The following is a 15,003-nucleotide window of genomic DNA, read 5'->3' on the forward strand; positions in this document are numbered from 1 at the left end:
GAGGTTTTCCATGTTTCGTAAGATTTTAATTGCCAATCGTGGTGAAATTGCTGTTCGTATTATTCGTGCGGCACGAGAGTTAGGAATTGCTACAGTTGCTGTCTATTCGACTGCTGACAAGGAAGCTCTCCACACGCTTTTGGCTGATGAGGCTATCTGTATCGGCCCTGGGAAGGCTACAGAATCTTATCTGAACATCAATGCCATCCTATCAGCTGCGGTCTTGACTGAAGCTGAAGCTATTCACCCTGGATTTGGTTTTTTAAGTGAAAATTCCAAATTTGCAACTATGTGTGAAGAAGTCGGTATCAAATTTATCGGGCCATCAGCTCGAGTAATGGATGTCATGGGAGATAAAATTAACGCCCGTGCTCAAATGATTAAGGCTAATGTGCCCGTCATTCCAGGATCAGATGGTGAAGTTCATACTGCAGAAGAGGCTCTGGCTGTTGCCGAAAAAATTGGTTATCCAGTTATGCTGAAAGCTTCAGCTGGAGGTGGTGGTAAAGGGATTCGTAAGGTTGAAAAGGCAGAAGATCTTGTATCAGCCTTTGAAACAGCCTCTAGTGAAGCCAAAGCAAACTTTGGAAATGGGGCTATGTACCTCGAGCGTGTGATTTACCCTGCTCGCCACATAGAGGTACAGATTCTTGCTGACCAAATGGGACATGTTATTCACCTAGGTGAGCGTGACTGTTCGCTTCAACGGAATAACCAAAAAGTTTTAGAAGAAAGTCCTTCGATTGCTATCGGGAAAACACTGCGTAATGAAATTGGTGCTGCAGCAGTCCGTGCAGCGGAGTCGGTTGGTTATGAGAATGCTGGTACCATTGAATTCCTACTAGATGAAGCAACTGGCAAATTCTACTTTATGGAGATGAATACGCGTGTCCAAGTAGAACACCCGGTAACCGAATTTGTTTCAGGTGTAGATATTGTTAAGGAACAAATCCGTATCGCAGCAGGTCAACCATTGACTTTGAAACAAGAAGACATTGTTCTAAAAGGACATGCCATTGAGTGCCGTATCAATGCAGAAAACCCAGCCTTTAATTTTGCACCAAGTCCAGGTAAGATTACCAATCTTTATCTACCAAGTGGTGGTGTGGGCTTGCGTGTGGATTCAGCAGTCTATCCTGGTTATACCATTCCGCCATACTATGATAGTATGATTGCTAAAATTATTGTTCATGGGGAAAATCGTTTTGATGCACTCATGAAAATGCAACGAGCTCTTTATGAACTCGAAATTGAAGGGGTTGTCACCAATGCTGATTTTCAGCTCGATTTGATTTCAGATCGTCGCGTGATTGCAGGAGACTACGACACCTCATTCTTGATGGAAACTTTCTTACCACACTATCAAGAAAAAGAATAATGTAAAAAGAGTATGAGACTGAAAAGGGGGATGTATGGCTCTATTTAGTAAAAAAGATAAATATATACGAATTAATCCCAATCGTTCACTTAGAGAAAAGCCCCAAGCTAAACCTGAGGTTCCAGACGAACTCTTCTCAAAATGTCCAGGTTGTAAACACACCATTTACCAAAAAGATTTAGGAAGTGAGCGTATTTGTCCTCACTGTGGCTATACCTTCCGTATCTCAGCTCAAGAGCGTCTTGCTTTGACCATCGATATGGGAAGCTTCTTAGAGATGTTTACAGGAATTGAGACGCAGGACCCATTGGAATTTCCAGGTTACCAGAAAAAATTAGCTTCTATGCGTGAAAAAACAGGTCTTGATGAGGCTGTTGTTACAGGAACTGCTTTGATCAAGGGGGAAAAGGTAGCCCTCGGAATCATGGATTCCAACTTTATCATGGCGTCTATGGGAACAGTCGTTGGTGAGAAAATCACTCGATTGTTTGAATATGCAACAGTTGAAAAATTACCAGTTGTATTGTTTACAGCATCTGGTGGAGCACGTATGCAAGAAGGGATTATGAGTTTGATGCAGATGGCTAAAATCTCTGCAGCAGTCAAACGTCATTCCAATGCGGGTCTCTTTTATCTGACTATCCTAACGGATCCAACAACTGGAGGTGTTACAGCTTCCTTTGCTATGGAGGGTGATATCATCTTGGCAGAGCCTCAAAGTTTAGTAGGATTTGCTGGACGTCGTGTCATTGAAAATACCGTAAGGGAAGATTTGCCAGAGGATTTCCAGAAGGCAGAGTTTTTGTTAGAACATGGATTTGTGGATGCGATTGTTAAACGGAGAGAATTGCCAGATATGATTGCTCGATTAGTAAGGTTACATAAGGGGGATTGTTGATGAATATTGCAAAAATCGTCAGAGAAGCACGTGAACAAACCCGCTTAACTGCCTTGGACTTCGCAACAGGAATATTTGATGACTTTGTAGAGCTACATGGTGATCGCTCTTTCCGAGATGATGGTGCTGTTATTGGTGGTATCGGTTGGTTGGGAGACCAAGCAGTAACTGTTGTTGGAATTCAAAAAGGTAAAAGCTTACAGGATAATCTTAACCGCAACTTTGGACAACCTCATCCTGAAGGTTATCGAAAAGCCCTTCGCTTGATGAAGCAGGCTGAAAAATTTGGTCGTCCTGTTGTAACCTTTATCAACACTGCTGGTGCCTATCCTGGTGTCGGAGCAGAGGAGCGTGGTCAAGGTGAAGCTATTGCCCGTAACCTTATGGAGATGAGCAATCTTAAGGTGCCAATTATTGCCATTATTATCGGTGAAGGTGGCTCAGGAGGGGCTTTAGCTCTTGCAGTAGCTGACCGTGTTTGGATGTTAGAAAACTCGATCTATGCAGTTCTCAGTCCTGAAGGCTTTGCGTCTATTCTTTGGAAGGATGGCAGTCGTGCCATGGAAGCTGCAGAGTTGATGAAAATTACTTCTTTCGAATTGCTAAATATGAAAATTGTTGATAAGGTTATCTCTGAGGTAGGTCTATCAAGTAAAGATTTGATCAAGCAAGTCAAAGAACAACTCCAATCAGAACTTGATGAACTTGGTAAACTGCCACTAGATCAGCTCATTGAGGAACGTTACCAACGCTTTAGAAAATACTAAAAAGTAAGCTAGAACTGAGAAATAGTTCTAGCTTTTTGGATTCTATAAAATACATTTCAGGATAAAAAATTGACTTTTTTAAAAATAGCTGTTAATATAATAAAAGATATTTATGCTATAAAAATAAGTCAACAAAGATTTTTTGGAGTGAGTATGAAAAAACTAGGTCATTTGGGAATCTATACATTACTGGTATTTTTATCAATTTATCTACTAGATTTCAGTAGTCTTTATCTGGCTAAGATGTTTGTCTGGGGTATGGATGGCTATTCTATTATTGTAGCAGTAGAGCAACTAATTCTTTTAGGTCTAGTTATTTATTGGCTTAAAAAGAAAAGAATGCTCTATATTTTTGAAAAAAAGGGCTCGAAGAAATCCAGATTCTTTTACCTTTTAGTTAGTTTAGTGGCTGCTTATTTTGTCCGTCAGTTGTTAAGTGCTTTTTACTTACAGTTTAGTCGCTTCATTAATAACAACTATATCTTTGAAGACCTTCTTTCGGTCCTATCCTTCAGTGAGCAATCTACTATTTTAACGACTTGCTTCTCTTTTATCTCAGTTGTCATTTTGGGGCCTATATTGGAGGAGATAGTTCATAGAGGATATTTTATGAATACCTTTTTCCCTAAGTCCAAATACTACTTGGATGTCATCTTATCAGCTCTTATATTTGGGCTCAGTCATTTGGTATTGTCCCATCGCGACCCCATCAGTTTGATGATTTATTGTTTTTTCGGTCTTTTCTTTGCTTTAGTCTACCGTTGGACAAAGAATTTAAAAATCACCATCCTGTGCCATAGTTTTATTAACTTTCTCATTCATGCAGATTTCATCTGGTTGTTGCTTTCTAATTTAATCTATAATCGTTTTTTTAGATAGCATTTGAGGAGACAAATAAAAAGTGTTTGATATCTATCAAACACTTTTTATATTTAATTTTCTTCAGTTACAAATTGACTGAGCAGTCCGTTAATGAAACGGGCTGATTTTTGATCTGAAAAGCTTTTTGCAAGCTCAATAGCTTCATTCACAGCTACAAGTTGAGGAGTATCAAAGGAAGTGATTTCGAAAACTCCTAAACGCAATAAATTCTTTTCAACTAAGGTTAAACGTTCAATCGTCCAACCAGACTTTAAATGCTGAGTGATTTGTTTGTCTAGTTCCTCTTTTTGAGCTTGAACACCAGATACAAGATCGATTAGGAAGCTAGGGAGTTTTACCTCGTCGTCTTCTCGATCATGAGTATAAGCGAAGCGACAAGCAGTTTCAATATCAGAACCATATTCAAGACTCATCAGTGCTTGGAAGGCACATTTTCGTAGTTCGCGTCTAGATTCTAATAATGGACTAGTCATTGAGGAAGTCCTCATCAAATAAATCTGTTAATGCTGGTTTTGGTGTTTTATCTGGTGCAATACCAGCAACGTGAATATTCACAGCATTGAGTTCAACATCAGCCATATTCCGAACGGCATCTTTTACAGCTTTTTGAATAGCCATTGCAACCTTAGGAATCTTGACACCATACTCAAGATAGAGATAGATATCAGCCATTAGTTCTTCTTCAGATTCTTTTAGATAGACGCCACGACCGAGTGAAAGTTTTGAAAGGGTGTCAGATACTGATTTATTTGAAAAAGAGTGGACACCATCAACTTTAGCTGTAGCGATTGCAATGATTTTTTCAAGTACACGTGGGGCGATAACGATTTCGCCTAATTGTTCTTCAATTCCCATAGAATGACCTCTTTCTAGAGATTAGGCACGAGAAACGTAAGTTCCTTCTGCAGTGTTGATAACGAGTTTTTGTCCTGCTTCGATGAAGTCTGGAACGTTCACGACAAGACCAGTTTCCATTGTAGCTGGTTTACCAGAACCGGTAACAGTTGCACCTTTAATAGATGGTTGAGTTTCAGCAACTGTCAATTCAACAGTTGTAGGTACTGTTACACCGATTACTTCAGTTCCGTAAAATTGAATTTTAACTTCAGAATTTTCAAGGATATAAAGCAATTCATTTTCAACATTTACAACAGGAATTTCGTATTGGTCGTAAGTTTCAGTGTTCATGAAATAAGCTGTATCGTCCATTTTGTACAAGTATTGTGCTGGCACAGTTTCGATAATCGCTTGTTCAAATTTTTCCTCTGGACGGTAGCTAGTTTCAAATGTTGAACCAGTACGGACATCACGCAATTTCATACGCATGATAGTGTTTCCTTTACCTGGTTTGTGGTGGCTAGCTTCCAAAACGCGGATCAATTTTCCGTCAGCTGTTTCAAAGGTCATACCAGCCTTTAATTTACTTGCTTCGATCATGTTTTTACCTCTTTAATAAAATAATTTACTCTTTATTGTATCATAAGTCGCAAGATTTCTCAAATATCAGGGAAGTGAAATTAGTTGACAGGAACGATGTTTCCTTCTTCATCTTTGGTTACTAATACATACTTGCCATCAACCTCGATGTAAAAGTTCTTACTTGTGGCTTGTCCATTGTTTTGAACCGGAGCTTGATTCTGAGCTTGTTGGCTGAGTTGGCCACCGAGTGTTTGACCGAGGTTCATTCCCATAAACATGTTCATACCATTGCCATTACCTTCATTATTAGCTGCAGCAATAAGGGCTTCGTTACGAGCACGACGTTCTTCAATTTCGATGGTATTGTATTTCATAGCAACGAGTTCGCTATCAAGTTTACGAACAATTTCTAGACTTTCTTGGTCGTAACTGAGATCTTCAAGCAAGATATTGGTTGCTTCGATACCATAAAGTCCTGTCCAAACCTTGTTAACTTCTTGTTTAGCTACTTCATTGAAAGTGTCTTGGTTAGCATTTAGGCTATAGATATCAACTCCGTTTTCATTGGTATACTTAGCGATAGCAATTGCGATTTTTGGAGAGATATTTTGTCGAAGTGTTCCTTGAGCAATATCTTGGAGTGTAAATGGTTTGTGATCTTCAATTTGTTGACTGATAGAGCTAACATAGAAAAGAACTGGATCCGCGACCTTGATATCAAACAATCCGTAAAAACGAATGTTGAGCAATTGTTGGTAACGTTCACTGAAATACTCTACAGCATTTTGGGTACCAAATTTATTCCCTGCAATTGGTTGCATACGGATAAAGATGATTTCTTGTCGAGTAATAACTTGTCCACCAAAAGAGAAGCGGTTTTTGAAGTTTTCCCAAGTACCCTTGATTCCACCTTTTTCAAGGAGCCAAGCGTTATCACCTGCACGCCATTCATGGCTTCCGGCTTCAAGTACATCCCCTAGGAAGGTACCGTTATTGACAAGAACAGCAACATATCCTTGAGGGACAATAACAACAGAACCGTCTGTTAAAAGACCAGTATTTTGGTTGCTTTGTCTTGAACCACCGTCAGGATCTTTTGTAAGCAATTGTCCCTTGATGGCCATGACGTCTGAAGAGACGTGGTCTGGAAGTACAACGGCTTCCTTGAATTTGCTATCATTAAAACTATTTAGCCCAGCTGAAAGGGCAGCACGAATAAATCCCATAATTTCCTCCTAATTATAAAGTTCGTCTTCATCCACAACTTCATAGGTATCAAGAACCCATTGATTTGGACTACGTGTGAGTTCAGCTCCGCAATAATCACATTGACTAATAGCTGAGATTTTAAGTGGAGCACCACAGTTTGGACAGTGGTCGCTAACAGCTTCATCTTGAACATTGTTTTCAGTTTGGCTACCATGTTTGCGGATGAAGTTCATTTGATAAACTGTAAATAGATCTTGTTGAGGATCTCCTTCGATAACCTTACGAGTCTTATCTTCGATGACATAGTCTCTCAAAGTAGATGAAAGGATAACCACTAAAGTATCATTTCCATCTGGATTTTCGTAGAAATCTTTGATTCGAACATTTTCAACGTAAACACGTTCCAAAACATTCGTTGTTTGAGATTGGATATAGTCTTCCAGTTGAGCACTGTGTTGAGAATAGAGGCTAGCACTTTCAAGTGAGCGCACCAAATTCCAATCTTTTTTAGTCCAGGCTGCCTGTAATTGGATGTAAACTTCTCTAACCCATGAAGTGAAAGCATCCGCATCAAAGTTTGGATCACCATGGTGTACACGATTAATAGCCAAGGTGTTATTTTCAACTCGACGGTGAAGTATTGGTTCAACATTGTATCCAGTTGAGTTTCCGTATGATTTACCAGATGACGAATTTTGGTCACTCAAATATTTGATGAGCATGAAGAGTAGGAAAGCCCCAACACCAAACATGATAAGAATGTTCATTCCGGTCCCTAGAGAACCTCCTGAACTTGAGTATCTATTGTTAGAATGATAACTGCTTCGTGAAGAAGAACTACTACTAGAACGACTTCGGCTACTGCTACTACTTCGAGAGCTGCTGCGGCTAGAGCTACCACTTCGAGAATGTCCGACACCCGCATCTATTGATTGAAGAGGTGTCACAAAGATAAGAAGCAAGAAGGTAGCGATAAGAGTATATAACTTTTTCATATGTCTCCTAACTATGTGAGTACAAAAATAGTTTTTGGTAAATTATATGTCTATAAAGAGTTTTTGAGTTTTATAGTTTTATTTTCAATAAACCATCCTATAATCCAACCACATACGAGTAAATAATTCTCGATAGCACCAATCGCATTAACAGGAGAATGATATTCAATAAAATTTAACAAATGATTTGTTCCTATTCCTATACCACCAATGATGAGGGCAAGAAGGGCAATTCTCAGGTAAAACCAATCGTATTTAATATTAACAGCAAGAATAATAATTAAAACGGCTAGATTCCAAATTCCAATTTCTCTTTGCCATCCTGCAGAAATACCGTAACCAGAATGCTCTCCCATATATGATGGGAGAAAGATTTGTAGAATGGAAGCACCCAACATGGCGACAATAACTAAGATAAATAGTACTCGTAAAAATTTGTTCATTCATTCTCCTTATTCTATTTTTAGTAGAAAAGGCTATTAACGAAAGTATATTTACTCGTTCTCTTTCAACTTAGCCAATTCTTGGGCAAGTAGTTTAAGAGCTACTTGTGGGTTGGCTTGGCCTTTGGTTGCTTTCATGAGGAATCCTGTGAAGGCCTTGTCAGCGTTTCGTTTTCCTGACTTGAAGTCGGCAACAGCAGCTTCATTATCCGCAAAGACTTGATGAATAATTGGAATCAAAACATCAGGATCTGAGATTTGAACTAAACCAGCTTTTTCCACGTATTCACGAGCTTCACCGCCGTTTTTAGCTAGGTGGACAAAAACTTTCTTGGCAATCTTAGATGAGATAGTACCGTCTTCGATGATAGCAATCATTTCTACCAAGTTTTCTGGTGTCAATTGGATTTGTTCTAGTGTCTTGCCTTCCGCGTTCAAGAACTGAGCGACTTCACCTTGGAGCCAGTTAGAAACTTGTTTAGCATCACCACCGAGGGCGACAGCTTTTTCAAAGAAATCAGAAGTGACTTTATTGGCAGTCAACTGGCTAGCATCGTAGTCTGATAGACCAAGGTCAGATACGTAGCGAGCACGGCGTTCTTTTGGAAACTCTGGCAATTCAGTACGCATTTCCTCAATCCACTCATCTGAGATTTCAAAGAGTGGTAGGTCTGGTTCTGGGAAGTAGCGGTAGTCTGCAGCACCTTCCTTGACACGCATGAGGATAGTTGCTTTGTTCGCTTCATCATAACGGCGAGTTTCTTGTCGAATTTGACCACCTGAGCGAAGAATTTCAGCCTGACGTTGCACTTCGTATTCAAGTCCCTTGCGGACGTTAGAGAATGAGTTCAAGTTTTTCAACTCAGTCTTGGTACCAAATTTCTCTTGACCATAAGGACGAAGAGAGATGTTAGCATCTACACGCATAGATCCTTCTTCCATCTTAACGTCGGAAATACCAGCATATTGGATCACTTCCTTGAGGGCTGTTAGATAAGCGTAAGCTTCTTCAGGAGAACGCATGTCGGCTTCAGATACAATCTCAATCAATGGCACCCCTTGACGATTAAGGTCGACATAAGAGAAACCATCTGTTCCGTGGGTGTTCTTACCGGCATCTTCTTCTAAGTGGGCACGCTCAATACCGATTTTCTTAGTTGTTCCGTCTTCTAGCTCCACTTCAATCCAACCATTATAACCGATTGGCTCATCAAACTGAGAAATTTGGTAGGCTTTAGGATTATCAGGATAGAAGTAGTTCTTGCGGTCAAAGTGCATCTTCTTGTGGATGTCCATGTTGAGGGCAAGAGCTGCCTTGATACCAGCATCGACTACACCCTTATTGAGAACTGGCAGTACGCCTGGGAAAGACCAGTCAATCACGTTTGTATTGGCATTTTGGTCATTTCCAAAGTGGGCAGAAGTAGGTGAGAAGATTTTTGAATTGGTGTTGAGCTCTACGTGGACTTCAAGTCCAATGACTGTTTCAAAGTTCATTAGTTATCACCTCCAAAAATCACGGGTTGTTGTTTGTGGTAGTCTGTTGTTGCTTCAAAGGCAGCAGCAACTTGGTAAATGGTTTCTTCAGAATACTTCGGACCAATCAATTGTAAACCTACTGGTAGACCTTGAGCAAATCCTGCAGGAATCGAAATTCCTGGTAGACCAGCCAAGTTAACTGGGATTGTCAAGAGATCCGCCAAGTACATAGCAACTGGATCGTGGTTGAGCGAATCCAAGTCAAAGGCCACGCTTGGAGATGTTGGACCAAGGATGAGGTCGTAATCTGCAAATACTTTTTCGAAATCTTGGATAATAAGGGTACGAACTTGACCAGCTTTCTTGTAGTAGGCATCGTAGTAACCTGATGAAAGACTGAAAGTACCAAGCATGATCCGACGTTTCACTTCGTCACCGAATCCTTGGCTACGAGTGTTCACATAGATCTCATCCAAGTTCTTAGCATCTTCAGCACGGAAACCATAGCGGATACCGTCAAATCGTTGCAAGTTTGATGAAGCTTCAGATGAAGCGATGATGTAGTAAACGGCAACTCCGTATTTAGAGTGTGGAAGGCTCACTTCTTCAACGATAGCACCTAGCTTTTCAAAGTGCTTAGCGGCGTTGAGGATGGTTTCTTTAACTTCTGGATCAATACCTTCACCAAGGTATTCCTTAGGAAGGGCAATCTTCATACCCTTGATGTCTTGACCAATCTTAGAAGTAAAGTCTGCTACACGAACAGGTGCAGAAGTAGAGTCTTTGGTATCTTCGCTGGCAATCGCATTGAGCAATAGGGCGTTTTCCTTAACAGTTGGAGCAAAAGGACCAATCTGGTCTAACGAGCTACCAAAGGCAATCAGACCGAAACGTGAAACTGTTCCGTAGGTTGGTTTGAGACCAACAATCCCGTTGAAGGCAGCAGGTTGGCGGATAGAACCACCAGTATCAGAACCAAGTGATAAACGGACTTGTCCTGAAGCTACAGAAGCTGCGGAACCACTAGATGATCCACCAGGAACCTTGCTGTGGTCCCAGGCATTTTTAGTTGCACCGTAGTAAGATGTTTCACCAGAACCTCCCATGGCAAACTCGTCCATATTGGTTTTTCCGACAACAATCATGCCCTTAGATTTTGCATTGGCAACAGCTGTCGCATCAAAGATTGGCTCGTAGTTATAAAGCATTTTTGAGGCTGCAGTTGTCAGAATGCCGTCTGTAGAGATATTATCCTTAACGGCTAGTGGAATTCCTGAAAGGACATTGTCAGCGTCGATTCCAGCCTCGTCAATAGCTTTAGCTTGAGCAAGAGCTTGCTCTTCAGCGATAGTGACAAAGGCATTGATAGCTTCTTCACGCGCCTTGATATCTTCAAGCGTTGCTTGTGTTAGTTCTGTTGCTGAAATTTCCTTAGAAACAAGGAGGTTGTGCAGCTCTTCAATCGTTTTATTGTTAAAAGTCATTAGGCATCCCCTCCATCGTCTAAGATTGCTGGCACCTTGATATAGTAGTTTTCTTTTTCGGGTACATTTTTAAACAAGAGATCACGGTCAGTTCCTTTTTCAGCAACATCCGGTCGCAATACTGTCTTACGATCAGCCATGGTAGTCGTTGGTTCAACACCAGTTGTATCAACTTCACTGAGCAACTCAACCATATCAACAATTTTAGACAAGGTTGTCGCAAACTCAGCTGTTTCTTCTTCTGAGAATTTTAATTTTGAAAGATTGGCAACGTGCGTTGCCTCTTCTTGCGTAATTTTCATCTTTTATCCTTTCGTGAAATGATGATTCTTTATCTGTTCTATTTTACCATATTTTCCTATAAATAAGGCAAGTCAAACTGAAAAGAAACAGAAATTGAAAAATACTTTTTATTTCGATATAATGGTTGAAATTAGAAGAAAGAACAACAGTCGTTTTTAGTTGGAAAAAAGAATGTATCATTAACCCAACTAGAACACGTTAAGGATGGCACATGAAGCTTTGGGAGTTACTTTTTACCAGTAAAAAGACAGTCCCTCCTCATTTGGGAGCATTCTACTTTTTACTACCTACTTCTCTGGTAATCATAGCTTTTTTATCGATTCGCTATGCAAGCTCTAAACGTTACCGAGATTTTTGGTATTGGGGTCAATTAATTCAATTACTGATTATCAACGCTTGGTATATTTCGGCACGCCTGCCCTTGTCTGAGGCTCTCCCTTTTTACCATAGTCGCATGGCTATGTGGATGATTCTTTTTGCCCCTAATAAGACCTTTTTCAAACAATATTTTGCCTTGGTTGGAGTATTTGGTTCTATTATGGCTTTAGTTTATCCAGTTTTTTATCCGTTTCCTTTCCCTCATGTTTCCTCGGTCAACAATGTTTTCGGACACTGGGCCCTCTTGGCTAACTGCTTGATTTATCTTATTAGATATTATAAAGTTGAAAAATGGGATGCTTGGAAAATATGTCAGATGACTCTTGGAGTTAATGCTATAATTTTTCTAGCTAACCTCTTGACAGGAGGAAATTATGGTTTTATGAGCAAGCCTCCTGTGATTGGGGATCATGGTAGCTTGCTTAACTATTTGATAGTAACCAGTCTGATGACAGGAATCCTCATTTTCATCAATCAATTTGTTAAATATAAACTGAAGAATCGTCAGCTAATAAATTAAGGAGATCTTATGCATCATTTTATTACAAGAACCCAAACCACACCGCCTCCTATCCCCATTTTTTGGTACGGTGTCATGATAGGCCTTCTTGCTTTGTCTATTTATGCTTCTCTTACTTACTACAAAAATCCCAAATTTGTTCGATTGTTTAAGTGGATTCAAATAGCGCAACTGCTAGCTCTTTACACTTGGTATATAGGTTTTAGCATTCCATTTTCGAACAGCCTACCTCTTTACCATTGTCGTTTGGCCATGTTTGCGGTTGTTTTCTTACCAGATAAATGGAAAATCAAGCAGTATTTTGCCCTAATGGGAGCCAGTGGAGCAGTATTTGCCTTGGGCTATCCTGTTTTTGATCCCTATGACTTCCCGCATATTACCAGTTTTTCATTCCTGATTGGACATTATGCTCTTCTGGTAAATTCACTTGTCTATCTCATGAATCACTACGATAAGACTCTGCTTAAAAAGTATCGCATTATCGCCTACACTTTTATTCTTAATCTTTTCCTAGTTGGAGTCAATCAAGTGACAGGTGGGAATTACGGGCTTTTGAATACTACGCCTTTTATCCCAGATGCTCCTATTTGGATCAAGTATCTTCTAGTTTCAATCATTCTTTCTTCAGCCTTGGTGCTCTTTGATATTTTGTTTAAGAAACGTTGGCAAAAGAAAATTGCTCTAGAAACAATTAATTTGTAAAGAGATATTAAAGGTGATAAATATAAATAGTCAATAAAAGAATCTTATGAGCAGGTCTACTATTTTGGCCTGCTTTTTCTTTTATAAGCGATTGAAAAACTCTATAAAATCCGATATAATGGAGTGTTGAAAGGAATGTTAGAGTCCAATGTAGAAATAAGAAACACATACAAACATTCACTATTATCCTATAATCAAAGAAAGAGAACTTATGAACATTCAAGAAGAAATTAAGAAACGCCGTACCTTTGCCATCATCTCTCACCCGGACGCGGGTAAAACGACTATTACAGAGCAATTGCTCTACTTTGGGGGAGAGATTCGTGAGGCAGGTACTGTAAAAGGGAAGAAAACAGGAAACTTTGCCAAGTCTGACTGGATGGATATCGAGAAACAACGTGGAATTTCGGTCACTTCATCTGTGATGCAGTTTGACTACGATGGCAAGCGCGTGAATATCCTTGACACACCAGGGCACGAGGATTTCTCAGAAGATACCTATCGTACCTTGATGGCGGTGGATGCTGCGGTCATGGTCGTGGACTCTGCCAAGGGTATCGAGGCCCAAACCAAAAAATTATTTGAGGTTGTTAAACATCGTGGGATTCCAGTCTTTACCTTTATGAATAAGTTGGACCGAGATGGTCGTGAACCACTAGACCTTTTGCAAGAATTGGAAGAAGTCTTGGGAATTGCGAGTTACCCGATGAACTGGCCGATCGGGATGGGGAAAGCCTTTGAAGGACTTTATGACCTTTATAACCAACGTTTGGAACTTTATAAAGGGGACGAACGCTTTGCCAGTCTAGAAGATGGCGATAAGCTCTTTGCTAGCAACCCATTCTATGAGCAAGTAAAAGAAGATATCGAACTCCTGAATGAAGCAGGGAATGAATTCTCAGAGGAAGCTATTCTTGCAGGTGATTTGACACCAGTCTTCTTTGGCTCAGCCCTCACCAACTTTGGGGTGCAGACCTTCCTTGAAACCTTCCTCAAGTTTGCTCCAGAACCTCATGGACACAAAAAAACAGACGGTGAACTTGTCGATCCGTATGACAAAGACTTCTCAGGTTTTGTCTTTAAAATCCAAGCCAACATGGATCCTCGTCACCGTGACCGCATTGCTTTTGTCCGTATCGTATCGGGCGAATTTGAGCGTGGAATGAGTGTCAATCTCCCTCGTACTGGTAAAGGAGCCAAACTTTCTAATGTCACCCAGTTTATGGCAGAAACTCGTGAGAATGTCACCAATGCCGTAGCAGGAGATATTATCGGAGTTTACGATACTGGTACTTATCAGGTGGGAGATACTTTGACAGTTGGGAAAAACAAATTTGAATTTGAACCACTGCCAACCTTTACCCCTGAAATTTTCATGAAAGTTTCTGCTAAGAACGTTATGAAGCAAAAATCCTTCCACAAGGGAATCGAGCAATTGGTTCAAGAAGGAGCTATTCAGCTTTATACCAACTACCAAACAGGTGAATACATGTTAGGTGCAGTTGGGCAACTCCAGTTTGAAGTCTTCAAGCACCGCATGGAAAATGAGTACAATGCCGAGGTGGTCATGAGCCCAATGGGTAAAAAGACCGTTCGTTGGATCAAACCAGAAGACTTAGATGAGCGCATGTCTTCAAGCCGGAATATCTTGGCTAAAGACCGCTTTGACCAACCTGTCTTCCTCTTTGAAAATGACTTTGCCCTCCGCTGGTTTGCAGATAAGTATCCAGATGTGGAATTAGAGGAAAAGATGTAACTCAGTACCAACAATTGGAACTAAAATTCCTAATTGTTGGACGCTAGCCGCTATTCGGCGAACTAGCTAACTGCCTTACTAACTACGTTTGGTAAATATAATCGATTTGCCAAACTCCGTGTCGTAATCTAATAAACGGTAACTGCTATGGCAGTTTACCTAAACGCTTCACTAGGAAAAGTCCACGAATGGTATCGATTCGTGGACTTTTTCGTCGTAATAGTTAGAAAGCGGTCTAACTGCCTCACTAACTCATCGGCGAAAAATAATCGTTTTCACCTCTTCGTGTCGTAATAGTTAGAAAGTAGTCTAGCTACCTGCCTCATTAACTTAGTTTGGAATCACTCAAAGAATAAACAAAAAGACTAGGAAACTATTGAATTCCTAGTC

General features: G+C 40.3%; 16 protein-coding genes. 7 read left to right on the forward strand and 9 right to left on the reverse strand.

What is annotated here, in order from left to right:
• Positions 1 to 10: 10 nt before the first annotated feature.
• The 4 genes from accC (at position 11) to ACWPVF_RS01795 (ending at position 3,922) form a co-directional block, all read left to right on the forward strand.
• Positions 11 to 1,378, forward strand: coding sequence for an acetyl-CoA carboxylase biotin carboxylase subunit (gene accC / locus ACWPVF_RS01780; RefSeq protein WP_454384327.1), 1,368 nt, complete (start codon positions 11 to 13; stop codon positions 1,376 to 1,378).
• A 34-nt stretch (positions 1,379 to 1,412) separates the two neighbouring features.
• Positions 1,413 to 2,276 carry an acetyl-CoA carboxylase, carboxyltransferase subunit beta gene (gene accD, locus ACWPVF_RS01785; RefSeq protein WP_454384329.1) on the forward strand — a complete coding sequence of 288 codons (864 nt, stop codon included), beginning with the start codon at positions 1,413 to 1,415 and terminating at the stop codon, positions 2,274 to 2,276.
• Positions 2,276 to 3,043, forward strand: coding sequence for an acetyl-CoA carboxylase carboxyl transferase subunit alpha (locus ACWPVF_RS01790; protein WP_454384331.1), 768 nt, complete (start codon positions 2,276 to 2,278; stop codon positions 3,041 to 3,043). The genes accD and ACWPVF_RS01790 overlap by 1 nt, the downstream gene beginning before the upstream one ends.
• A 153-nt stretch (positions 3,044 to 3,196) precedes the next feature.
• Positions 3,197 to 3,922, forward strand: coding sequence for a CPBP family intramembrane glutamic endopeptidase (locus tag ACWPVF_RS01795; protein ID WP_454384333.1), 726 nt, complete (start codon positions 3,197 to 3,199; stop codon positions 3,920 to 3,922).
• 53 nt (positions 3,923 to 3,975) lie between these two features.
• On the opposite strand, the gene nusB is transcribed toward ACWPVF_RS01795, so the two are convergent.
• The 9 genes from nusB to gatC all read right to left on the reverse strand — a co-directional run bounded on the left by nusB (position 3,976) and on the right by gatC (position 11,256).
• Positions 3,976 to 4,398, reverse strand: coding sequence for a transcription antitermination factor NusB (nusB, locus tag ACWPVF_RS01800; protein WP_004251901.1), 423 nt, complete (start codon positions 4,396 to 4,398; stop codon positions 3,976 to 3,978).
• The gene (locus ACWPVF_RS01805; RefSeq protein ID WP_454384335.1) at positions 4,391 to 4,780 is read right to left on the reverse strand and encodes an Asp23/Gls24 family envelope stress response protein; all 390 of its coding nucleotides are present in this window, start codon (positions 4,778 to 4,780) and stop codon (positions 4,391 to 4,393) included. Before ACWPVF_RS01805 ends, nusB begins: the two co-directional genes overlap by 8 nt.
• Positions 4,781 to 4,801: 21 nt before the next feature.
• Positions 4,802 to 5,362: an elongation factor P gene (gene efp / locus ACWPVF_RS01810; protein WP_004251910.1), complete on the reverse strand. Its 561-nt coding sequence runs from the start codon at positions 5,360 to 5,362 to the stop codon at positions 4,802 to 4,804.
• Between the two features lie 80 nt (positions 5,363 to 5,442).
• Positions 5,443 to 6,570, reverse strand: coding sequence for an SPFH domain-containing protein (locus tag ACWPVF_RS01815; protein ID WP_454384337.1), 1,128 nt, complete (start codon positions 6,568 to 6,570; stop codon positions 5,443 to 5,445).
• A gap of 9 nt (positions 6,571 to 6,579) precedes the next feature.
• A complete protein-coding gene (locus ACWPVF_RS01820; RefSeq protein ID WP_045614439.1) occupies positions 6,580 to 7,548 on the reverse strand; it encodes a zinc-ribbon domain-containing transport protein in 969 nt (322 codons plus the stop codon).
• A gap of 50 nt (positions 7,549 to 7,598) precedes the next feature.
• The gene (locus tag ACWPVF_RS01825) at positions 7,599 to 7,991 is read right to left on the reverse strand and encodes a hypothetical protein (RefSeq protein WP_045614438.1); all 393 of its coding nucleotides are present in this window, start codon (positions 7,989 to 7,991) and stop codon (positions 7,599 to 7,601) included.
• A 51-nt stretch (positions 7,992 to 8,042) separates the two neighbouring features.
• Complete coding sequence (gene gatB, locus ACWPVF_RS01830; protein WP_454384340.1) at positions 8,043 to 9,488, reverse strand: Asp-tRNA(Asn)/Glu-tRNA(Gln) amidotransferase subunit GatB; 1,446 nt, start codon at positions 9,486 to 9,488, stop codon at positions 8,043 to 8,045.
• On the reverse strand, positions 9,488 to 10,954 hold the full coding sequence (gene gatA / locus ACWPVF_RS01835; RefSeq protein ID WP_414307297.1) for an Asp-tRNA(Asn)/Glu-tRNA(Gln) amidotransferase subunit GatA: 1,467 nt from the start codon (positions 10,952 to 10,954) through the stop codon (positions 9,488 to 9,490). The genes gatB and gatA overlap by 1 nt, the downstream gene beginning before the upstream one ends.
• Entirely contained in the window at positions 10,954 to 11,256 is a 303-nt protein-coding gene (gene gatC, locus ACWPVF_RS01840) for an Asp-tRNA(Asn)/Glu-tRNA(Gln) amidotransferase subunit GatC (RefSeq protein WP_414307296.1), read from the reverse strand. Before gatC ends, gatA begins: the two co-directional genes overlap by 1 nt.
• A gap of 212 nt (positions 11,257 to 11,468) precedes the next feature.
• Between gatC and ACWPVF_RS01845 the strand changes: the two genes are divergently transcribed.
• From ACWPVF_RS01845 to ACWPVF_RS01855, 3 genes are all read left to right on the forward strand, one after another.
• Complete coding sequence (locus ACWPVF_RS01845) at positions 11,469 to 12,155, forward strand: YwaF family protein (protein ID WP_454384342.1); 687 nt, start codon at positions 11,469 to 11,471, stop codon at positions 12,153 to 12,155.
• 9 nt (positions 12,156 to 12,164) lie between these two features.
• On the forward strand, positions 12,165 to 12,857 hold the full coding sequence (locus ACWPVF_RS01850; RefSeq protein WP_454384344.1) for a YwaF family protein: 693 nt from the start codon (positions 12,165 to 12,167) through the stop codon (positions 12,855 to 12,857).
• 211 nt (positions 12,858 to 13,068) lie between these two features.
• Positions 13,069 to 14,613 carry a peptide chain release factor 3 gene (locus tag ACWPVF_RS01855; RefSeq protein ID WP_454384346.1) on the forward strand — a complete coding sequence of 515 codons (1,545 nt, stop codon included), beginning with the start codon at positions 13,069 to 13,071 and terminating at the stop codon, positions 14,611 to 14,613.
• Positions 14,614 to 15,003: the final 390 nt, after the last annotated feature.

This window comes from Streptococcus sp. Marseille-Q7087 (genome assembly GCF_965111935.1).